Raw genomic sequence first — 20,602 nt, forward strand, 5'->3', positions numbered from 1 at the left:
TTGCCCGCTCCAATTCACGCGTATTGCGCATCCCCATGGCACGCCCGACACCCAGCGAACGAGAGGTCCGCATCGACCTCGCCGCGGCCTACCGCCTCGCCGCGCAGCGCGGTTGGGACGACACCATCTACACGCATCTGTCGGCCAGCGTGCCGGGCGAGCCGGGGCACTACCTGATCAATCCGTTCGGTGCGCGCTTCGACGAGATCACGGCGAGCAGCCTCGTCAAGGTCGACGTGGCCGGGCGCGTGGCCGATGGCTCGGGCGCGAGCGTCAACCCGACCGGCTTTGCGATCCACGGCGCGGTGCATTCCGCGCGGGCCGATGCCGCCTGCGTCATCCACCTGCACACGCCCTGGGGCGTGGCCCTGTCGATGCTGCCCGATGGGCTGCAGGCGACCTCGCAGTTCGCGATGCGCTTGCATGGCCGGCTGGGCCGCCACGCCTACGAGGGCCTGGCGCTCGGCGCCGCCGAGCAGGCGCGGCTGGTCGCCCACCTCGGCACGCTCGACGGGCTGATCCTCGACAACCACGGCACCCTGACCGTCGGCCGCACGGTGGCCGAGGCCTGGATGCTGAGCTACCTGCTCGACCGCGCTGCGCAGGCGCAGCTCACCGCGATGGCCGCGACCGGCGGGCGCTTGCGCGTGGTCAGCGACGAGATCGCCGAACTCACCCGCCGGCAGTGGGTGGGCGACGGCAGTGAACTCGACGGCGACCTGGAATGGCCGGCGCTGTTGCGCGGCCTGGACCGCAGCCTGCCCGGCTACCGCGACTGATCATCAACCACCGAAGGAGACACCCATGCCCACCCTGCGCGTCGAACTCTTCGAAGGCCGCACGGCCGAACAGAAGCGCGCCCTGGCCAAGGAACTGACGGAGGCCTGCGTGCGCGTGCTCGGCGGCAGCGCCGACGGCGTGGACGTGCTGTTCTTCGACATGCGCCGCGAAGACTGGGCCAGCGGCGGCGTGCTCTGGTCGGACAAGGCGAAGACGCCGAGTCCGAGCTGAAGCGCTGGCTTCAGTCCTTGTCGCGGCCCTTGCCGTGACCCTTGCCTTGCTTGTTGCCGCGGTCCTTGCCGCGGTCGTCGCCCCGGTCGTCATGCTTGTACTTGCGTGACGGCGGGGGCGGCGGCGCATAGCGCTGACGGTACTGCGGCACGTAGACCTGCTGGTACCAGCTGTCCTGCACGAAGTACACCGGCTGATTGCACGCGGCATAGCGGTAGCAGTGCTTCGACCAATCCCTGGCGTGCCCTGGCGGCACGTGCAGGTAGATCGGCTGGCGCACCACGGCCACCGGTGCCTGTTGGATGATCACCGGCTGCGGGTACATCACCACCGGCGGTGGCACGTTGCCGATGTCGATGCGGCCGTAGAAGCCCGGCTGGCCGATGTTGATGGACACGCCGACATCCACATCGGCGGCATGCACCGGCGCGGTGGCGGCCAGTGCGAGCAGGCTGGCAAAGGCGAGACGCTGGGTCATCGTGGGCTCCTTGAGGGGTGGCGGGTCGCCGAGTCTGGCAGGTTCAAGGGGCTGCGAACACCACGGGCAAGGCCACGTCGCCCGCCGTCACGTCGGCCGGCAGGCTCAGCGCGACCAGGCCGTCGGCGCTGGCCGCCACCTGCAGCTTGCCGGCGTGGTCGGCCGTCGGGTCGGCGACGAAGGACAGCGTCGTCGCGCCCGCGCTGTAGGCGCTCGACACCGGCGCACCGGCCACCACCTTCAGCGCGTAGTTGCCGGTCACGGCGTCGTTGGTCGTCGAGTGGCGCTCGACCGTGCTCGTCGCGACGGTCTGCAGCGCGCGCATCGTCGCCAGCGGGATCGTCGTCGAGCCGGTGATCGAGACGGCGCCGGCAATCCTGCGCGGCGTGCCGGCGGGCGGGTCGATCGCCGTGCCGGCGGGCGTGGCGAAGGTGCGTGAGCTGTCGCTGATCGGCACGCCCGTCATCACCGCCGTCACCCGGCCGTCGGCGCTCACCACCAGGTCGTAGGTGCCGGCGGGCACTGGGTAGAGCACAAAGCGGCCCGAGGCGTCGGGCACGGTGGCGCGCACCGGCACGCCGGCCTGCTGCAACGACACGGTCGTGGTCGGCAGTGCGATCGCCGGGGCGACCATGCCTTCGGCGATCAGGCCGTCCAGACGCACACGCGGCAGCACGGTGACCACGGGCTTGAGGTTGTAGCGGCCGGAAGCGCCGCGCGTCACGACCGACTTGCAGGCGTCGAAGTCGAGCACCACGTCGGCCAGCTCGTTGGCGGCGACCGTCAGGTTCAGGTTCATCTTCAGGCCGGACTGCTGGGCACTCGGCGTGTCGAGCGGGGTCTCGGTGCCGCCGGTGGGCACCACCGAGTTCGCGTACGGGGCCGTGGAACCGTTCGAGGCGAGCTGCAGGCGCAGCTGCGTGTAGGTGCCCACCGGCAGTTCGGTCTGGCCGAGTTCGGCGAGCACGCCATTGGTCAGGTCAAGCAGGTTGACGCGCCTGGCGGGGTTCAGCACCACCTCGGACCAGCCGGCATCGGCGTCGGCAGCCGTGCTGCTGCGGTGCACTCGCACCTTCTCGACCGTGACGTTGACCTCGTCGAAGCCGCAGGACGGCGCATCGGTCAAGGCGACACGCAGCGTGCCCTGGCCCGCGGCACTGCCGCTGGTGGACGAACCGCCGCCGCCACAGGCAGCAAGCAGGGTGACGGCCGCGAGCATGGCGGTGGCGGCCCAGGGGCGAAGAAGCGGGTGGAGGTTCATGGCGACTCTCGGTGGCGAGGGAAAGAAGAGGATGCCTCTTCATAATGTGCAAATCTAACATTTGCACGCCACCTTGTCGGGGTCCACGCTCGTCACGGGTGTGTGAATTGGTTTCCGTGGCGCCTTCAGTCGCCCGCGCTGCCGCGGAAGCGGGCCACGTCCTGCGGTGATACCGGCTGCGCCGCCGCGCCCCAGCTGCTGCGCAGGAAGCTGGCGATGGCAGCGATCTCGTCGTCGTCGAGCGCCAGCCCGAAGGGCGGCATGCCGAAGGGACGCGGGTTGCCGGCGGTGGCCGGCAGGAAGCCGCCGTGCACGATCACTCGCACCAGGTTGGCAGGCGGGTCCATGGTGACGGTGCGGTTGCCGGCCAGTGGCGGATACATCCAGGTGCCGGCGGACGACTTCACGCCTTCGCCCTGGGCGCCGTGGCATTCGGCGCAGTGTTTCTCGTAGCGCTTGGCGCCGAGCTCGCGCAGCGCCGGGTCGGGCGGCTTGCCCTCGCTGGCCTGCGAGCGCGTCGCCGGCAAGGCCTTGAGGAAGGTGGCGATGGCGCGCAGGTCGTCGACGCGCAGGTGCTGCAGGCTGCGGTAGACCACGTCGGCCATCGGCCCGAGCGCCGAGCCACGCGGCGAGACGCCGGTGCGCAGCAGCGCGACGATGTCGTCCAGCGGCCAGTCGGCCACGCCGGCCTGGTCGGGTGCGCTCAGCGCTGGCGCATACCAGTTGCGCATCGGGATCAGCCCGCCGGCCAGCGACAGGCCCCCCTGCGGCGTGGCGCCGAGGAAGTTGCGCCCGCCGTGGCAGGCCGCGCAGTGGCCCAGGCCGCGCACGAGGTAGGCGCCGCGGTTCCAGTCTGCCGACTGCGTTGCCTCGGGTTCGAAGGCACCGGGGCGGAAGAACAGCGCTCGCCACACCGCCAGCGCCGCCTGCGTGTCGTAGGGGAACTGCAGCGCATGCGGGGTGTTCGCTTGCTTCACCGCCGGCAGCGAGCGCAGGTAGGCGTAGAGCGCGTCGCTGTCCTCGCGCGTCACGCGGGTCGTGTCGGGATAGGGGAAGGCGGGGTAGAGCAAGCGGCCGTCGAACGATCGGCCGTGGTGCAGCGCGCGCCAGAAATGCTCGGCGCTCCAGCGGCCGAGGCCGGTTTCGACATCGGGCGTGAGGTTGCCCGCGTACACCGTGCCGAAGGGCGTGGCAATGCCACGGCCGCCGGCATACGGCAGGCCGCCGCGCGTGGTGTGGCAGGTCATGCAGTTGCCCGCGAGCGCGAGGTACTCGCCGCGCTCGATCTGCTGCGGCGTGCCGTCGGCGGGCGCGGCATCGGCGGCGATCGGCGCCTCGCCGCGCACGTTGAGCCAGGCGACCAGGCCGGCAAAGGCGGCCAGCAGCACGAGGGTGAGGAGGAGACCGCGTCGCAGCATGCGGTGTCCCTCAGCGCGGCACGCTGCCGCAGTCCAGCGGCAGCGGCTCGGGCAGCGACGCGGCGGCCTTCGAGGGCACCGGCACCGGCCGGCTGGCCAGCCAGGCGGCCACCGCGCTGACGTCTTCCGGCGTCAGACGCTTGGCGATGTCCGCCATGCAATCGGGCGCGTGGGCGCGGCGCTGCCCGTTCGTCCAGGCGCCGATCTGGCCCTTCAGGTAGTCGCGCGGCAGGCCGAGCAGCCCGGGGATCGCCGGGGCCACGCCTGTCAGCGCCTGGCCGTGGCAGGCCACGCAGGCGGGCAGCTTGCGCGCCGGGTCGCCTTGCAGCGCGAGGCGCTCGCCGTGCTGCATCGTCGCCGCGGGCTCGCTGACTGGCGCCGGCAGCGGGTAGGGCAGTTCGAGCGCCGCGAAATGGCCGGCGATCTCGCGCAGGTAGTCGTCGCTCAGGTGGTCGACGAGGTAGACCATCGGGCCGTATCGGCGCCGGCCTTCGCGGAAGTTGACGAGCTGGTGGTACAGATACAGCGCCGGCTTGCCCGCGATCCGCGGGTGGTAGCCGTCGGCCGCGGCGCGGCCTTCCTTGCCGTGGCAGGCCGTGCAGGCCTGCACGCGCTGCGCCAGTGTGTCGGGCGGGGGCGCGGCAGCCGCGCCGCCCGCGAGCAGGGCGAGCAGCAGGACGGCTGCTCGCATCACGGCGCAGCCCGGCAGTTCAGCGGCAGGTAGCGCGCCGGCACGTCGGTGCGGTTGCTGCCGTGGATCGTCATCGGCGGCGGTGCCGCTGCCGCCGCGCAGACCCAGGCCACCGGCACCACCTGGGCGTCGTCGATCACGGCGGGGCGAAAGCTCAAGACCTTGCCGCGCAGCGCGGCACTCGCGCGGTTGCCGAAGGTGAGGTGCACCGCGCCGTTCTCCACCGTCACGGCGCTGACGAGGTTGCTGACCACGCGATCCGGCGCCGGCAGCCCGGCGGCTGCGTTGTCGGCGGGCAGCGAGCGCGTCAGCTTCCACGCGAAGGCGATCGGCTCCTTGGCGACATCGGCCAGCTTCACGGCCTCGACGATCTGGTCGCGCACCATGCGGTCCTGCAGGTTCGGCATGGCGATCATCGCCAGGATCGCCACCACGGCGAGCACCATCATCAGCTCGACCATCGTGAAGCCCCGCTGCGCCGCGCCGTTCATGCGGCCCCCGGCGCGCGCAGCCACCATTCGCCGTCGAGCTGCAGCTTGAGGAAGTCGATGAAGGTGCTGACCTTTCCCGGCACCAGCTTGGGCGAGGGGAACACCGCGTGCAGCTCCTGCGAGGGCAGCGAGAAGCCGGGCAGCACCGGCACGATCACGCCGTCGGCCACCGACTCGCGCGCCACGTACCAGGGCAGCACAGCCAGGCCCAGCCCGGCGCGGCAGGCGGCGAGCACCGCCGACAGATTGTTCGAGCGCAGCGTGCCCTTCACCGGCACCGAGACTGGCTCGCCATTCGGCTCGGAGAAGGTCCAGCGGTCGTCGCCCTGAACGCTGCTGTAGACGAGGCAGTCGTGCTTCGACAGTTCGGCAGGCGAGGACGGCGTGCCGCGACGCGCCAGGTAGTCGGGCGAGGCCGCGGTCAGCCAGGGGTTGCTGCCCAGGTAGCGCGCGCCCAGCGCCGAATCGGCCAGACGGCCCATGCGCAGCGCCAGGTCCACGCCCTGCTCGACGAGGTTGACGTAGCGGTCGTCGAAGCTCAGGTCCAGCGTGATGTCCGGGTGCTCGCGCATGAAGCGCAGCGCCAGAGGCGTGACCACACGGCGGCCGAAGGCCACCGAGGTGCTGATGCGCAGCTGACCGCCGACCTTGCTCTGCAGCAGCGCGGCCAGGCTGTCGGCTTCGTCCAGCTCGCGCTGGATCGCCTTGCACTTCTCGTAATAGAGCGCGCCGATCTCGGTGGCGCTCACGCCGCGGGTGTTGCGGTTGAGCAGCCGGGCGCCGAGCTTGGCTTCCAGTGCGGCGACATGCTTGGTGGCGGTGGGCTGGGTAATCCCGAGGTCCGACGACGCCTTGCTGAAGCTGCCGGTCTCGACGATGCGCGCAAACAGCTGCACGCCGGTGATGCGGTCCATGGGGTCTTGTCTCCAGCCCCAATGATGCACCGGCCGGGGCCAGTCATTCCTGCACGGAATGACAAACATGCCCGACCTGCTCTTCTCATCGGCGGCCTGCGGCCCGAGCATCCATGCCAGCAGTCACAAACCCGAGGAGACCGACATGGCCCGCATGAAAGCCGCAATGGCAGCCGTTCTGGTGATGGAGAAGGAAGGCGTCAACCAGGCCTTCGGCGTGCCCGGCGCCGCCATCAACCCGCTGTACGCCGCGATGCGCGAGCGCGGCTCCATCGCCCACGTGCTGGCGCGCCACGTCGAGGGCGCCTCGCACATGGCCGAGGGCTACACGCGCGCCAAGGCCGGCAACATCGGCGTGTGCATCGGCACCTCCGGCCCGGCCGGCACCGACATGATCACCGGCCTGTATTCGGCCAGCGCCGACAGCATCCCGATCCTGTGCATCACCGGCCAGGCCCCGCGGGCGCGGCTGTACAAGGAGGACTTCCAGGCGGTGGACATCGAATCCATCAGCAAGCCGGTGACCAAGTGGAGCGTCACCGTGCGCGAGCCGGCACAGGTGCCGCGCGCCTTCCAGCAGGCCTTCCACCTGATGCGCTCGGGCCGCCCGGGCCCGGTGCTGATCGACCTGCCTTTCGACGTGCAGATGGCCGAGATCGAGTTCGACATCGACACCTACGAACCGCTGCCCGTCTACAAGCCTGCGGCCAGCCGCAAGCAGATCGAGAAGGCGCTGGACATGCTGGCCGCCGCCGAGAAGCCGCTGATCGTCGCCGGCGGCGGCATCATCAATGCCGACGCCTCGGCGCTGCTGGTCGAGTTCGCCGAGATCACCGGCGTGCCGGTGATCCCCACGCTGATGGGCTGGGGCACCATCCCCGACGACCACCCGCTGATGGCCGGCATGTGCGGCCTGCAGACCAGCCACCGCTACGGCAACGCCACGATGCTGGCCAGCGACTTCGTGCTGGGCATCGGCAACCGCTGGGCGAACCGCCACACCGGCTCCACCGAGGTCTACACCAAGGGCCGCAAGTTCGTGCACGTGGACATCGAGCCCACGCAGATCGGCCGCGTCTTCATGCCCGATTTCGGCATCGTCAGCGACGCCAAGGCGGCACTGGAGCTCTTCGTGCAGGTGGCGCGCGAGCGCAAGGCGGGCGGCCAGCTCAAGGGCTACGGCGACTGGGCTCACCGCTGCGCCGAGCGCAAGAAGCTGATGCACCGCAAGACCCACTACACCGAGACGCCGATCAAGCCGATGCGCGTGTACGAGGAGATGAACAAGGTGTTCCCGCGCGACACCATCTACGTGACGACGATTGGCCTGTCGCAGATCGCCGGCGCGCAGTTCCTCAACGTCTACGGCCCGCGCCAGTGGGATCAACTGCGGCAGGCCGGCCCGCTGGGCTGGACGATCCCCGCCGCGCTCGGCGTGGTCGCCGCCGACCCGACGCGCACCGTGGTCGGCCTGTCGGGCGACTACGATTTCCAGTTCCTCATCGAGGAGCTGGCGGTGGGCGCGCAGTTCCGCCTGCCCTACGTGCAGGTGCTGGTCAACAACAGCTACCTCGGCCTGATCCGCCAGAGCCAGCGCGGCTTCGAGATGGACTTCTGCGTGCAGCTCGCCTTCGAGAACCAGAACGTCGAGGACAGTACGCTGAAGAGCTACGGCGTCGACCACCAGGCGGTGGTGCAGGGCCTGGGCTGCAAGAGCCTGCGCGTGACCGACCCGGAGAAGATCCAGGCCGCGATGGTCGAGGCGCAGGCGATGGCGCGCAAGTACAGCGTGCCGGTGGTCGTCGAGGTGATCCTCGAGAAGGTGACCAATATCGCCATGGGCACCGAGATCGACAAGATCAACGAGTTCGAGGAGATCGACTGCCGCCACCCCGAAGGCCGCCAGGGCCTGGAGATGGCCGGCCTGCTCGAGTGAACTTGCCGACACCATAACAACGACACCCGGAGACAGACATGCCCCGCTTCGCCGCCAACCTCTCGATGCTGTTCACCGAGGTGCCCTTCATCGAGCGCTTCGACCGCGCCGCGCGCGCCGGCTTCGGCTCGGTCGAGTTCCTGTTCCCCTATGCGCACACGCCGGGCGAGGTGGCGGCCAAGCTCCGAGGCAACCGCCTGCAGGTCGTGCTGCACAACCTGCCCGCCGGGGACTGGGACGCCGGCGAGCGCGGCATCGCCTGCCTGCCCGACCGGGTCGACGAGTTCCGTGATGGCGTGGCGAAGGCGATCGAGTACGCCACCGCGCTGGGCGCGCCGCAGCTGAACTGCCTGGCCGGCAAGGTGCCGCTGGGCGCCGGCGAGGACCTGCTGCGCAAGACCTTCGTCGCCAACCTGAAGTACGCCGCGGCGGAGTTGAAGAAGGCGAGCCTGAAGCTGCTGATCGAGCCGATCAACACCTACGACATCCCCGGCTTCTACCTGAACCGCACGGCACAGGCGATCTCGATCATGGACGAGGTCGGCGCGGACAACCTGTTCCTGCAGTACGACATCTACCACGCACAGCGAACGGAGGGCGAGCTCGCCGCGACGATGGAGAAGCACCTCGCGCGCATCGGCCACATCCAGGTGGCCGACAACCCCGGCCGCAACGAGCCGGGCACGGGCGAGATCCACTACGCCTTCCTGTTCGCGCAGCTCGATCGCCTCGGCTACAAGGGCTTCGTCGGCTGCGAGTACAAGCCGAAGAACGGCACCGAGGCCGGCCTCGTCTGGCTGGAGCATGCGCGGCGCCAGCTGCGGCCGGTGCGCTGAGCCATCACTTTGACTCCGAGACATTCATGACCACGACTCCTCTCAAGATCGGCTTCATCGGGCTGGGCATCATGGGCGCGCCGATGGCGCTGCACCTGATCAAGGCCGGCCACCAGCTCTTCGTCTATACGCGCAGCAAGGTGCATCCCGAGATCGCCTCGAGCACCGCGACGCAATGCACCACGCCGCGCGGCGTGGCCGAGCGCGCCGACATCGTCTTCACGATGGTTCCGGACACGCCGGATGTGGAGAAGGTGCTGTTCGGCGAGAGCGGGGTGGCCGCAGGCCTGAGCAAGGGCAAGACGGTGGTGGACATGAGCTCGATTTCGCCGATCGAGACCAAGGCTTTCGCCAAGAGGATCAACGAGCTGGGCTGCGACTACCTGGACGCACCGGTGTCCGGTGGCGAGGTGGGTGCCAAGGCGGCCAGCCTGACCATCATGGTCGGCGGCGCGCAGGCGGCGTTCGACCGCGTGCTGCCGCTGTTCCAGCTGATGGGCAAGAACATCACCCTGGTGGGCGGCAACGGCGACGGGCAGACCACCAAGGTGGCCAACCAGATCATCGTGGCGCTGAACATCGCGGCGGTGGGCGAGGCGCTGGTGTTCGCGAGCAAGGCCGGGGCCGACCCGGCCAAGGTGAGGCAGGCGCTGATGGGCGGCTTCGCCGCCAGCCGGATCCTCGAGGTGCATGGCGAGCGCATGATCAAGCGGACCTTCAACCCGGGCTTCCGCATCGCACTGCACCAGAAGGACCTGAACCTGGCGCTGCAGGGCGCCAAGGCGCTGGGCGTGAGCCTGCCGGGCACGGCCAACGTGGCGCAGCTGATGCAGGCCTGCGCGGCGCACGGAATGCAGGACCAGGACCACTCGGCACTGGTGCGGGCGCTGGAACTGCTCGCCAAACACGAGGTGTCCGGAGCCACGCCGGGATAATCCGGCGGATGAGCACGCCGAATCCCCACACCGACCCGCGCGGCTTCCTGCGCGCCCTCTACGACGCCGCGGTGGCGCGCGCGCTGCCGGCAGAGACCACCGCCGCGTGGTTGCCGCCGCCGCCGAAGGGCCGCACGGTCGTCATCGGCGCCGGCAAGGCAGGCGGCGCGATGGCCGCGGCGGTCGATGCGCTGTGGCCGCAGGGCTCGCCGCTGTCGGGCCTGGTCGTCACGCGCTATGACCACGTGCCGCCCGCCTACAAGGCGAAGCCCGGCCGCATCGAGGTGGTCGAAGCGGCGCACCCGGTGCCCGACGAAGCCGGCCGCCGCGCCGCGCAGCGCATCGCCGAGCTTGCGCAGGGCCTGAGTGCCGACGACCTGGTGCTCTGCCTGATCTCCGGCGGAGGATCGGCCCTGCTCTCGCTGCCGGCCGACGGCATCACGCTGGAGGAGAAGCAGGCCATCAACAAGGCCCTGCTGAAGAGTGGCGCGGCCATCGACGAGATGAACTGCGTGCGCAAGCACCTCTCGGCGATCAAGGGCGGGCGCCTGGCGACGAACTGCGCGCCGGCGCGGGTGGTCACGCTGCTGATCAGCGACGTGCCGGGCGATGCACCCGAGGTCATCGCCAGCGGCCCGACCGTGCCCGACAGCACGACCTGCGCCGACGCCCTGGCCATCCTGACGCGCTACGGCATCGAGATCCCCGCAGCGGCGCGCGCGGGCCTGGAAAGCGGTGCCTTCGAGTCGCCCAAGCCCGGCGACCCGCGCTTTGCCGGCCACGCCGTGCACATGATCGCCACGCCGCGCCAGAGCCTGGAGGCGGCCGCCGCGGTGGCGCGGGCTGCCGGCATCACGCCCTACATCCTCAGCGACGAGATGGAAGGCGAGTCGCGCGAGGTCGGCAAGGTGCACGCCGCGCTGGCGCGCTCGGTGGCGCGCAGCGGCACCCCTTTCGCGAAGCCCTGCGTGATCCTGTCCGGCGGCGAGACCACGGTCACCGTGAAGAGCAAGGGCGGCCGCGGCGGCCGCGCCACCGAGTTCCTGATGGGCTGCGCGATCGCGCTGCAGGGCGAGCCCGGCGTGCACGTGCTGGCCGCCGACACCGACGGTATCGACGGCGTGGAAGACAACGCCGGCGCCATCGTCACGCCCGACACCCTGGCCCGCGGCCTGGCGCTCGGCATGAAGGCGCAGGCCTTCCTCGACTACAACGATGCCTACGGCTTCTTCGCGCCGCTGGGCGACCTGGTGGCGCCAGGCCCGACCTTCACCAACGTGAATGATTTTCGCGCGCTGCTGGTGAGCTGAGCTCTGCCCCTATCATGGCGCCGCCCGCGGGCACGCCATGGATCCAAACACCGTCATCATCATGCTGGCCACCCACCTGATCTGTTCAGGCGGGCTGTACTACCTGATCGGCCGGGGCATGCCGCCGCGCAGCGGCCTGCGCCTGTGGTCGGCCGGCGGCGTGTTGTTCGGCTCGGCCTACATCGTCCGCATGCTGGCCGGACGCGACGTCGCCGCAGCGGGGATGCTGACCGCCGACGCGGCCATGGTGCTGGCGGCCTGCTTCTTCCACGCGGGCCTGCGCCAGTTCCTCGGCCGTGCTTCCTGGCGCTGGCTGCATTTCGCCGCCGCGGTCCTGCTCTATGCGGTGCTGCACCTGTTGGCCGTCCAGCTCTGGAACATCGTCGGCCGCCATGTGCTGCTCAACGTCACGCTCGGGCTCATCTATGGCGCCATCGCCGTCGAGGCCTGCCTGGCCCGCGCGGCGCAGGGGCGTGCGCTGGCCTCCCCATTGATCGTGCTGACGCTGGTGATGGGCACGCTGTCGCTGCTCACCGGTGCACGCGGCTTCTTCATCGGCATCCATGGCACCGAGGTCGTCTACCGCGGCCTGTATGCGCAGATCTACTACTCCTACGCGTCGCTGGCCGCCGTGCTGCTCGGCCTGAACCTGGTGTGGATGGTGTTCGCGCGTCTGAACACGCAGCTGACCGAGCTGGCCTCGCGCGATGCGCTGACGCGGGTGCTCAACCGCAACGGCCTGGAGGAGGTGCTGGCGCGCCACTTCGCCGAGCGGGCCACGCGGCCGGTGACGCTGATGCAGGTCGACATCGACAACTTCAAGCGCATCAACGACAGCCACGGTCACGCCGCCGGCGACCTGGTGCTGCGCGAGGTTGCCGGCTCGCTGAACGCCAACATCCGGGCCAGCGACTTCATCGCGCGTGTCGGCGGCGAGGAGTTCCTCGTCGGCTGCGTGGCCGCCGACGACGGCGTGGCCCGCGCGCTCGCCGACCGGTTGTTGAACGGCGTGCGCAAGCTCGAAGTGATGCTGCCCGGCGTGAAGATGCCGGTGCGCTGCACCGTCAGCATCGGCATCTCGCGGCGCTGCAACGAGCGCGCCGACTGGGAACTCTGCTGGGCCGAGGCCGACCGCGCCTTGTATGCCGCCAAGGCTGCCGGGCGCGACCGTGTCATGGCCGCGGGCGCACTGCCGCCGCCGTCGCCGCGCGACGCCGTCCCGCTCAGGTCACCGGCGCCGGGTTGAACAGCACCAGCGCGTTGTGCAACCGGTGCCGCTCGGCCCAGGTGCGCTCGCCGCTGGCCACCGCGAGCAGGCGGTGGAACAGCGCCCAGCCCATCTCCTCGATGCTCTTCTCGCCGGTGGCGATGCGGCCGGCGTCGAGGTCCATCAGGTCATGCCAGCGCCGCGCCAGCTCGCTGCGCGTGGCCACCTTGAGCACCGGGCATTCGGCCAGGCCGTAGGGCGTGCCGCGGCCGGTGGTGAAGACGTGCAGGTTCATGCCGGCCGCCAGCTGCAGCGTGCCGCAGATGAAGTCGCTGGCCGGCGTGGCGGCGTAGATCAGCCCGCGCTGGCCGGGCGCGAGCTTGTCGCCCGGCGCGAGCACGCCGCTGATCGGCGCACTGCCGCTCTTGACGATCGAGCCCATCGCCTTCTCGACGATGTTCGACAGGCCGCCCTTCTTGTTGCCCGGCGTGGTGTTGGCGCTGCGGTCGACCTGGCCGCGCTGCAGGTAGGCGTCGTACCAGGCCATCTCACGCACCATGGCCTGCGCCACTTCGGGCGTGGCGGCGCGCGCGGTGAGCTGGTCGATGGCGTCGCGCACCTCGGTGACTTCGCTGAACATCACGGTGGCGCCGGCGCGCACCAGCAGGTCGCTCGCGAAGCCCACCGCCGGGTTGGCGGTGACGCCGGAGAAGGCATCGCTGCCGCCGCACTGCACGCCGACCACCAGCTCGCTGGCCGGCACGGTCTCGCGGCGGCGCGCGTCGAGCCGCTCCAGGTGCACGCGCGCCTGGCGCAGGATCGAGTCGATCATCGATTCGAAGCCGACATGCGCATCGTCCTGCAGACAGACCACGTCGAGCGCCGGCTGCGTGGCCGCCTCGCCGATCGCGAAGCTGCCCGGCGGCAGCAGGCGCTCGGGCTGCAGCTTCTCGCAGCCCAGGCTGACCACCATCACCTCGCCGCCGAAGTTCGGGTTCAGGCTGATGTGGCGCAGCGTGCGGATCGGGATCACCGCGTCGGGCGCGTCGATCGCCACGCCGCAACCGTAGCTGTGCTCCAGGCCGACGACATCGTCGACATGGGGGTACGAGGGCAGCAGCTCGGTGCGGATTCGCCGCACCGCATGCTCGACCACACCGGCCACGCACTGCACGGTGGTGGTGATGGCCAGCAGGTTGCGCGTGCCCACCGAGCCGTCGGCGTTGCGGTAGCCCTGGAAGCTGAAGCCGTCGAGCGGCGGCAAGACCGGCGCCTGGGCCACGGCCATTGGCAGCCCTTCGAGACCGAGCGCCCCGGGCATCTCGAGCAGCCGCTCGTGCACCCAGCGGCCGGCCTCGATGTCGCGCAAGGCGCGGCCGATGCTCACGCCGTAGCGGCGCACCGCGTCGCCGGCCTTCAGGTCGATCAGCGAGACCTTGTGGCCTTGCGGCACCTGATCCTTCAGCACCAGGCCGCCGGGGCAGGCGGTGCCGGCGGGCAGGCCGCCGTCGTTGGCGACGATCGCGACGTTGTCGCGATCGTGCATGCGGATGAGCAGCGGTTCCACGCTCGATTCAGGGCTTGAGGTTGCCGTCCTTGACGATCTTCACCCACTTGGCCTGCTCGGCCTTCTGGAACTCGCCGAACTGCGCCGGCGTGTTGGTATTGTGGTCCACCCCCAGCGAGGCGAGCTTGGCCTTGATCTCGGGCTGGGCGGCGATCTGTGCCAGCTCGGTATTCAGCCGCGCGACGATCGCCGCCGGCGTGCCGGCCGGTGCATACAGCGCCTGCCACGACGACACGTCGAAGCCCGGCACCGCGGCTTCGGCCAGCGTGGGCACGTCGGGCAGCACCGCGGTGCGCTTGCCCGAGGTGACGGCCAGTGCGCGGATCTTGCCGCTCTGGATGTGCGGCAGAGCCACCAGCGCGGTGTCCACCGTCATCGGGATCTGGCCGGCGACCAGGTCCTGTGTGGCCGGGCCGCTGCCCTTGTAGGGCACGTGGGCGATGTCGATGCCGGCCATGATCTTCAGCGTCTCGCCCGACAGGTGCTGCGAGGTGCCCTGGCCCGGCGAGCCGAACACCAGTGCGCCGGGTTTGGCCTTGGCGGCGGCGATGACGTCCTTCGCGCTCTTGTAGGGCTGATCGGCGCCGACCAGCAGCACATTGCTGATGCTGCCGATCAGCCACACGGGTGCGAAGTCCTTCGCCGCGTCGTAGGGCATCTTCGGCTGCAGCGCCGGGTTGATGGCGTGCGTGGCGATGGTGCCCAGCAGCAGCGTGTAGCCGTCGGCCGGTGACTTGGCCACCGAATCGGCGCCGATCACGCCGCCGGCGCCGGCCTTGTTCTCGACCACCACGGTCTGCTTCAGCGTGGCCTGCAGCCGCTCGCCCAGCGTGCGCGCCAGGATGTCGCTGGTGCCTCCCGGTGCGAAGGGCACGACGATGAGGATCGGCTGCTTGGCCGGCCATTCCTGGGCGGTGGCCGGCAGGGGCGTGAAGGCGGCCAACGCGAAGCCGGCCAGCAGGGTGCGACGAGTGAGGTTCATCAGAGTCTCCGTTGTGTTCAGGGGTGGGTCAGGGCAGGGCGATCGCCTCGACCCAGTTGGGGTTGCGGCCCACGGCGTGTTCGTGGCGCAGTTCGAGCCGGCCGGTGCGCGGATCGATGGCGTGCACACCGACCGCGTGCGATAGCTGCCCGGCGGCGATCAGCCAGCGCCCCGAGGGCGAGAGCGCGAAGCCGCGCGGCTGCGCCTGCGTGGGCCAGTGGCCGATCGGCGCGAGCCGGCCGCTGGCGGCGTCGACGGCGAAGCCGGCCAGCGTGCTGCCGCGGCGTTCGCTTGTGTAGAGGAAGCGGGCATCGGGCGTGAGCCGCAGTTCGGCGGCCCAGGGCTCGCCCGCGAAGCCCGGCGGCAGCGTGGACAGGCTCTGCACGCAGTTCAGCGCACCGCTGTGCGGATCGAGGCTGAACACATCGACCGACGCGTCGAGTTCGTTGAGCAGGTAGACGAAGCCGCCGCGCGGGTGGAAGGCGAGGTGGCGCGGGCCGGCGCCTTCGCGCACGGCGAAGGCGCGCGGGGCCAGCGGCGTGAGCGTGCCGTTCTCGGCATCGAAGCCGAACTGCATCACCACGCCGCCACCCAGCGAGGTGGCGTAGACGAAACAGTTGCCCGGCGCCGCGCGCATCGCATGGGCCTTCGGGCCGGTGGGGATCACTTGCGTCGCCACGCCGGGCCGGCCATCGGCATCGATCGGGCTCAGCGCGAGCAGGTTGCCGTGGTACGAGGCGCTGAACAGCCAGCGGCCGCTGCCGTCCATCGCAATGTGGGCCATGCTCTGCGGCAGCGGCGCCTCGGCCAAGGCCTCGAGGCGGCCGTCGCGCGGATCGATCGAGAAGGCGAGCACCGACCAGGGTTCGTTGCGACGCGCGGCGTACAGCGTGCGACGGTCGGGGCTCACTGCCATCGGCATCACGGTGCCGAGCGCAGCCACGGTCTGCACTGTGGCCAGCGCACCGCGCGACTCGTCGAGCGCGAGCACGGTGATTTCACCGCTGTCGGCGTTGCTGATGTAGACGATGGTGGCCATGCGGCGCAGCCTACAGCCCCAGCGTGCGTGGCAGCCACAGAGACAGCCAGGGCACGTAGGTCACCATCATCAGCACGATGAACAGCGCGACGAAGAAGGGCATCATCGCGCGCGTCACCACGCCGATCGGCAGCTTGGCCACCGCGCTGCCGACGAACAGCACCGTGCCCACTGGCGGCGTGATCAGGCCGATGCCCAGGTTCACCATCATGATCATGCCGAAATGCACCGGGTCGATGCCCAGCATCTTGACCACCGGCAGCAGGATGGGCGTGAGGATCAGGATCAGCGGCGACATGTCCATCAGGCAGCCCAGCACCAGCAGCATCACGTTGATGAGCAGCAGGATGACGTAGCGGTTGTCGGAGATGCCGGTGAAGAAGGCGGTCACCTTCATCGGGATCTGCATCAGCGTCATCAGGTAGCCGAAACAGGCCGCGAAGCCGATCAGGATCATCACGATGGTCACGGTCTTGACCGTGCGGTGCACGAGCCTGGGCAGGTCGCGCCACTTGTAGTCGCGGTAGACGAACATGGTGACGAAGAAGGCCCACAGCACCGCGATCGAGGCCGACTCGTTGGCGGTGAACACGCCCGAGAGGATGCCGCCGAGGATGATGACCATGGTCATCAGGCCCCACAGCGCATCGGCGCAGATCTTCAGCGCCTGGCGCAGCGGGATCACCTCGCCCTTCGGGTAGTTCTCCTTGCGTGCGATGAACAGGCACAGCACGGCCAGCGTCAGCCCCATCAGCAGCCCCGGCAGAACGCCGGCCATGAACAAGCCGGCGATCGACACCGTGCCGCCGGCGGCCAGCGAGTACAGCACTGCGTTGTGGCTGGGCGGGATCAGGATCGCCTGCACCGAGCCGCTGACCGTCACCGCGGTGGCGAAGGGGCGCGGGTAACCCTTCTTCTCCATCTCCGGGATCAGCACCGAGCCGATCGAGGCCGTGTCGGCCACCGACGAGCCCGAGATCGCGCCGAAGAAGGTCGAGGCGAGGATGTTCACCAGCGACAGTCCGCCGCGGATGAAGCCCACCAGCACGCCGGCGAAAGCGACCAGGCGCCGCGCCATGCCGCCCTCGGCCATGATCGCGCCGGCCAGCACGAAGAACGGGATCGCCAGCAGCGAGAACTTGTTGACCCCCGAGGCGAGCTGGATCATCACCGCGTCGAGCGGGATGTCGATCCACAGCGCGCCGATCAGGGCCGACAGGCCCAGGCAGTAGGCGATCGGCACGCCGACGACCATCAGCGCGACGAAGCTGCCCAGCAGGACGAAGGCGTCCATCAGAGCTCCTCGAAGCGCACGACCGCGCGCTGCGTCTGCGCGCCGAAGACGATGCGCTCGATCACGAAGGCCAAGGTCATCGCGGCGCCCAGCGGAATGGCGGCGTAGGTCACGCCCACCGGCAGCCAGGGCAGCTCGCTGATGCTCTGGTTCATCGTCTCCAGCGCCAGGCGGGTTCCGTACCAGGCGACGAACAGGCAGGCCACCGCCATCAGCAGGTCGACCAGGCGCGCTGCCGCGCCCTGCAGCGCAGCGGGCAGGCGGTCGGTGAACAGGGTAACGGCGATGTGGCCACCGGCGCGGTAAGCCGCGGCCGTGCCGACGAAGGTGAACACCATCATGAACAGGATTGCGATCGGCTCGGGCCATTGCGAGCCGCGGCCCAGCACGTAGCGCGAGAACACGCCCCAGGGAATGATCAGCGACATCAGCAGGATGGCGATGCCGGCCAGCCAGATGGCGGCCAGGTAGAGCCTGTCCATCAGCTGCACGAAGACGGGGTCGCGGCTCACTTGACGGCTTCGATGCGCTTCATCAGGTCGGCGAACTGCGCGCCGTACTTGGCGCGCACCGGCACGGTCGCGTCGAAGAAGGGCTTGTTGTCGATCTCGATGAACTCCACGCCGGCCGCCTTCAGCTTGGCCACGGAATCGACGACGTACTGGTCCCACAGCGTGCGCTGCTCGAGCTGCGCCTCGCGCGAGAACTTCTTTACCAGCGCCTGGTCGGCCGCGCTCAGCTTGTCCCAGGTCACCTTCGACATGACCAGGATCTCCGGGATGATCAGGTGGTTCGTCTGGGTGTAGTACTTCGCGCCGGCCTGGAAGTGGTTAGCCGTGAACAGCGAGGGAGGATTGTTCTCGGCGCCGTCGACCACGCCGGTCTGGATGGCGGTGAACACCTCGCCGTAGCCCATGCTGATGCCGTTGCCGCCCATCGCGTTCATCGTGTCGACGAACAGCGGGTTGCCCATCATGCGGATCTTCTGGCCCTTCAGGTCTTCGGGCTTGCGCACCGGCTTCTTGGTGTACAGGCTGCGCGAGCCGCCGTCCATCCACGCCAGCGCCACCAGGCGGGCGGGCGAGGCGCTGATCTTGTCGAGCATCTCCTGACCGATCGGCCCGTCGATGACGGCCCGCATGTGCGCCGGGTTGCGGAACACGAAGGGCATGTTGAACACGTTGACCTCGGGCACCACCGGGCCGACCGGGCCGAGCGAGGTGCGCAGCAGCTGGATCGCGCCGACCTGCGTCTGCTCGATCATCTCTTTCTCGCCGCCGAGCACCGAGCCGGGGAACATCTGGAACTTGATGCGGCCCTGCGTCGCGGCATCCAGCTTCTTGCCCATGCTCTCGACCGCCACGACGGTCGGGTAGCCGGCCGGGTGCACGTCGGCCGCCTTAAGGGTCTGCCCGTGCACGGCAGCGGTGAGCACGGCGAGCGCCGCAGCGGTGGCGAGCAGTCGAGCGTGGATCTTCATGGGGTGTCTCCTGTGGGTCTGTGAGCTGCGTTCAGTCGAACGGGCCGGTGCGCACGAAGGCGCCGCCCTGGTACTGCGTGGCCGGGTCGTCGCGGTCGATCAGCGGCTGCCTCGCCTCGACCGCGGCGCGGAAGGGCTCGGAGCTGTCCTGCGGCGCATAGCCGAGGTGGCGTGCCGCGGTGTTGTCCCACCAGCTCGTGGTGTTCGCCGACATGCCGTAGACGATGCTGTGGCCGACCCCCGGCGCGGTGAGTGCCGACACCACCAGACGCTCGAGGTCGTCGTAGCTCAGCCAGGTGGCGAGCATGCGTCGGTCCTTCGGCTCGGGGAATGACGAGCCGATGCGCAGGCTCACCGTCTCGATGCCGTGGCGGTCCCAGTAGAACTGCGCCAGGTTCTCGCCGTAGGCCTTGGACAGGCCATAGTGGCCGTCGGGGCGCACCGGCGCGCGCGCGTCGATCACCTCGTCCTGCCGGTAGAAACCGGTGACGTGGTTGGAGCTGGCGAAGACGATGCGCCTGACGCCCTGCACACGCGCCGCCTCGTAGAGGTTGAAGGCGCCGACGATGTTGGCCTGCAGGATCAGGTCGAAGGGCTGCTCGGTCGACACGCCGCCCAGGTGCACCACCGCGTCGACGCCTTCGAGCAGAGCGCGCATCGCGGCGCGGTCTTCCAGCCGCACCGGCTGCAGTTCCTCGCCGGGCGCGGCGGTGCCGAGCTCGGCGATGTCGGACACGCGAAGCACGTCGCAGCGCGACTTCAGCCGCGGGCGCAGGACGCGGCCCAGGCCGCCGGCCGCGCCGGTGAGCAGCAGGCGGCGAAAACGCAGCGGGGAAGGGTGGGGCGAAGTCATGGGGCTTGCTACAGTCGCGTCGATACCGCTTGAGGTAAGACGTCAGTTGTCGTATAACTTGGTCGATTCTTGGAGTCGGCCGTGGCACTGTCAAGGTCGTCCGTACAGGGTTTATCCGGAGGTCTCGTGAATCAGGATGTCATTGCCGCACGCCGACCGCGCACCCTGGCCCTCGGCGTGGTCGAGTCCCTGGGCGAGCGCATCCGCGAGGGGCGCCTGGCGCCCGGCGACAAGCTGCCCACCGAGGCGGCGGTGATGGCCGAGTTCGGCGTCAGCCGCACGGTGGTGCGCGAGGCCCTCTCCAAGCTGCAGGCGGCCGGCATGGTCGAGACGCGGCATGGCATCGGCACCTTCGTGGTTGGCGTGGGCGATGCCTCGGTATTCCGCATCGAGCCGCAGCAACTGGCCACGCTGCGCGACGTGATCGCCGTGCTCGAACTGCGCATCGGCGTCGAAAGCGAGGCGGCAGGCCTGGCGGCGCAGCGGCGCAGCGTGGCCAACCTGGCCGTGATGCGTGCCGCGCTCGACAACTTTGCGATCGCGGTGGAAGAGGGGCGCGACGCGGTCGCCGCCGACTTCCAGTTCCACGCCGAGATCGCGCGCGCCACGCAGAACGAGCACTTCACCGGGCTGCTGGCAACCCTGGGTGCCCAGATCATTCCGCGTGCGCGCCTGGAGGCTGCCCGCGAGGCCGACCCGCCGCGCCAGGCCTACCTGCGCCGCGTCAACGCGGAGCACGAGAGCATCTACGACGCCATCGTCGCGCAGGACGCGGAAGCGGCGCGCGCGGCGATGCGCACGCACCTGGCGAACAGCCGCGAGCGGCGCCGCCGGGCGTTTGCGGAGCAGGGTGTGGCGGCGCCCTGAATTGGGTTTGCCCGCGTTGACTTGCGTCGGTT

21 protein-coding genes are annotated in these 20,602 nt (G+C 69.9%); 8 read left to right on the forward strand and 13 right to left on the reverse strand.

The window, feature by feature from the left end; genetic code table 11:
• Positions 1-35: 35 nt before the first annotated feature.
• Both HZ992_RS05020 and HZ992_RS05025 read left to right on the forward strand, forming a co-directional pair.
• On the forward strand, positions 36-779 hold the full coding sequence (locus HZ992_RS05020) for a class II aldolase/adducin family protein (RefSeq protein ID WP_209385590.1): 744 nt from the start codon (positions 36-38) through the stop codon (positions 777-779).
• 25 nt (positions 780-804) lie between these two features.
• The gene (locus tag HZ992_RS05025) at positions 805-1,011 is read left to right on the forward strand and encodes a 4-oxalocrotonate tautomerase (protein ID WP_209385591.1); all 207 of its coding nucleotides are present in this window, start codon (positions 805-807) and stop codon (positions 1,009-1,011) included.
• Positions 1,012-1,021: 10 nt separating this feature from the next.
• Here the strand turns inward: HZ992_RS05025 and HZ992_RS05030 are convergent, their stop codons facing one another.
• From HZ992_RS05030 to HZ992_RS05055, 6 genes are all read right to left on the reverse strand, one after another.
• Positions 1,022-1,489 carry a hypothetical protein gene (locus tag HZ992_RS05030; RefSeq protein WP_209385592.1) on the reverse strand — a complete coding sequence of 156 codons (468 nt, stop codon included), beginning with the start codon at positions 1,487-1,489 and terminating at the stop codon, positions 1,022-1,024.
• 43 nt (positions 1,490-1,532) lie between these two features.
• Positions 1,533-2,750, reverse strand: a complete 1,218-nt coding sequence (locus HZ992_RS05035; protein WP_245213355.1) for a DUF4382 domain-containing protein — start codon at positions 2,748-2,750, stop codon at positions 1,533-1,535.
• Positions 2,751-2,875: 125 nt separating this feature from the next.
• Positions 2,876-4,168 carry a cytochrome c gene (locus HZ992_RS05040; RefSeq protein ID WP_209385593.1) on the reverse strand — a complete coding sequence of 431 codons (1,293 nt, stop codon included), beginning with the start codon at positions 4,166-4,168 and terminating at the stop codon, positions 2,876-2,878.
• Positions 4,169-4,178: 10 nt separating this feature from the next.
• The gene (locus HZ992_RS05045) at positions 4,179-4,859 is read right to left on the reverse strand and encodes a c-type cytochrome (protein WP_209385594.1); all 681 of its coding nucleotides are present in this window, start codon (positions 4,857-4,859) and stop codon (positions 4,179-4,181) included.
• Positions 4,859-5,350 carry a pilin gene (locus HZ992_RS05050; RefSeq protein WP_209385595.1) on the reverse strand — a complete coding sequence of 164 codons (492 nt, stop codon included), beginning with the start codon at positions 5,348-5,350 and terminating at the stop codon, positions 4,859-4,861. The genes HZ992_RS05045 and HZ992_RS05050 overlap by 1 nt, the downstream gene beginning before the upstream one ends.
• Positions 5,347-6,264: a LysR family transcriptional regulator gene (locus HZ992_RS05055; protein ID WP_209385596.1), complete on the reverse strand. Its 918-nt coding sequence runs from the start codon at positions 6,262-6,264 to the stop codon at positions 5,347-5,349. Before HZ992_RS05055 ends, HZ992_RS05050 begins: the two co-directional genes overlap by 4 nt.
• A 145-nt stretch (positions 6,265-6,409) precedes the next feature.
• Here HZ992_RS05055 and gcl point away from each other — a divergent pair, with 145 nt between their 5' ends.
• The 5 genes from gcl to HZ992_RS05080 are packed head-to-tail and all read left to right on the forward strand — an operon-like array spanning position 6,410 to position 12,527.
• Complete coding sequence (gene gcl, locus HZ992_RS05060) at positions 6,410-8,200, forward strand: glyoxylate carboligase (protein WP_209385597.1); 1,791 nt, start codon at positions 6,410-6,412, stop codon at positions 8,198-8,200.
• A gap of 38 nt (positions 8,201-8,238) precedes the next feature.
• Positions 8,239-9,036, forward strand: a complete 798-nt coding sequence (gene hyi / locus HZ992_RS05065) for a hydroxypyruvate isomerase (protein ID WP_209385598.1) — start codon at positions 8,239-8,241, stop codon at positions 9,034-9,036.
• A gap of 26 nt (positions 9,037-9,062) precedes the next feature.
• The gene (gene glxR, locus HZ992_RS05070; RefSeq protein ID WP_209385599.1) at positions 9,063-9,971 is read left to right on the forward strand and encodes a 2-hydroxy-3-oxopropionate reductase; all 909 of its coding nucleotides are present in this window, start codon (positions 9,063-9,065) and stop codon (positions 9,969-9,971) included.
• A gap of 8 nt (positions 9,972-9,979) precedes the next feature.
• On the forward strand, positions 9,980-11,281 hold the full coding sequence (locus tag HZ992_RS05075; RefSeq protein ID WP_209385600.1) for a glycerate kinase type-2 family protein: 1,302 nt from the start codon (positions 9,980-9,982) through the stop codon (positions 11,279-11,281).
• 37 nt (positions 11,282-11,318) lie between these two features.
• Positions 11,319-12,527, forward strand: coding sequence for a GGDEF domain-containing protein (locus tag HZ992_RS05080; protein ID WP_209385601.1), 1,209 nt, complete (start codon positions 11,319-11,321; stop codon positions 12,525-12,527).
• Here HZ992_RS05080 and garD read toward each other — a convergent pair.
• Genes garD through HZ992_RS05115 form a run of 7 tightly spaced genes read right to left on the reverse strand, consistent with a single transcriptional unit; the run spans position 12,505 to position 19,703 of the window.
• Positions 12,505-14,034: a galactarate dehydratase gene (gene garD / locus HZ992_RS05085; protein ID WP_209387049.1), complete on the reverse strand. Its 1,530-nt coding sequence runs from the start codon at positions 14,032-14,034 to the stop codon at positions 12,505-12,507. The two genes, HZ992_RS05080 and garD, sit on opposite strands and share 23 nt — an antisense overlap.
• Positions 14,035-14,062: 28 nt before the next feature.
• Complete coding sequence (locus HZ992_RS05090; RefSeq protein ID WP_209385602.1) at positions 14,063-15,037, reverse strand: Bug family tripartite tricarboxylate transporter substrate binding protein; 975 nt, start codon at positions 15,035-15,037, stop codon at positions 14,063-14,065.
• 28 nt (positions 15,038-15,065) lie between these two features.
• Positions 15,066-16,076, reverse strand: coding sequence for a lactonase family protein (locus tag HZ992_RS05095; protein ID WP_209385603.1), 1,011 nt, complete (start codon positions 16,074-16,076; stop codon positions 15,066-15,068).
• Positions 16,077-16,086: 10 nt separating this feature from the next.
• Positions 16,087-17,370, reverse strand: a complete 1,284-nt coding sequence (locus HZ992_RS05100; protein WP_209385604.1) for a TRAP transporter large permease — start codon at positions 17,368-17,370, stop codon at positions 16,087-16,089.
• Positions 17,370-17,882 (reverse strand): TRAP transporter small permease, encoded by a 513-nt coding sequence (locus HZ992_RS05105; protein ID WP_245213356.1) that lies wholly within the window; start codon positions 17,880-17,882, stop codon positions 17,370-17,372. Before HZ992_RS05105 ends, HZ992_RS05100 begins: the two co-directional genes overlap by 1 nt.
• Positions 17,879-18,850: a TRAP transporter substrate-binding protein gene (locus HZ992_RS05110; RefSeq protein ID WP_209385605.1), complete on the reverse strand. Its 972-nt coding sequence runs from the start codon at positions 18,848-18,850 to the stop codon at positions 17,879-17,881. The genes HZ992_RS05105 and HZ992_RS05110 overlap by 4 nt, the downstream gene beginning before the upstream one ends.
• A 31-nt stretch (positions 18,851-18,881) precedes the next feature.
• Entirely contained in the window at positions 18,882-19,703 is an 822-nt protein-coding gene (locus HZ992_RS05115; protein WP_209385606.1) for an NAD-dependent epimerase/dehydratase family protein, read from the reverse strand.
• A gap of 126 nt (positions 19,704-19,829) precedes the next feature.
• On the opposite strand from HZ992_RS05115, the gene HZ992_RS05120 reads away from it, so the two are divergent.
• Positions 19,830-20,570, forward strand: a complete 741-nt coding sequence (locus HZ992_RS05120; protein WP_209385607.1) for a FadR/GntR family transcriptional regulator — start codon at positions 19,830-19,832, stop codon at positions 20,568-20,570.
• Positions 20,571-20,602 lie beyond the last annotated feature (32 nt).

Source organism: Rhizobacter sp. AJA081-3, assembly GCF_017795745.1.
Taxonomy (GTDB): domain Bacteria; phylum Pseudomonadota; class Gammaproteobacteria; order Burkholderiales; family Burkholderiaceae_C; genus Piscinibacter.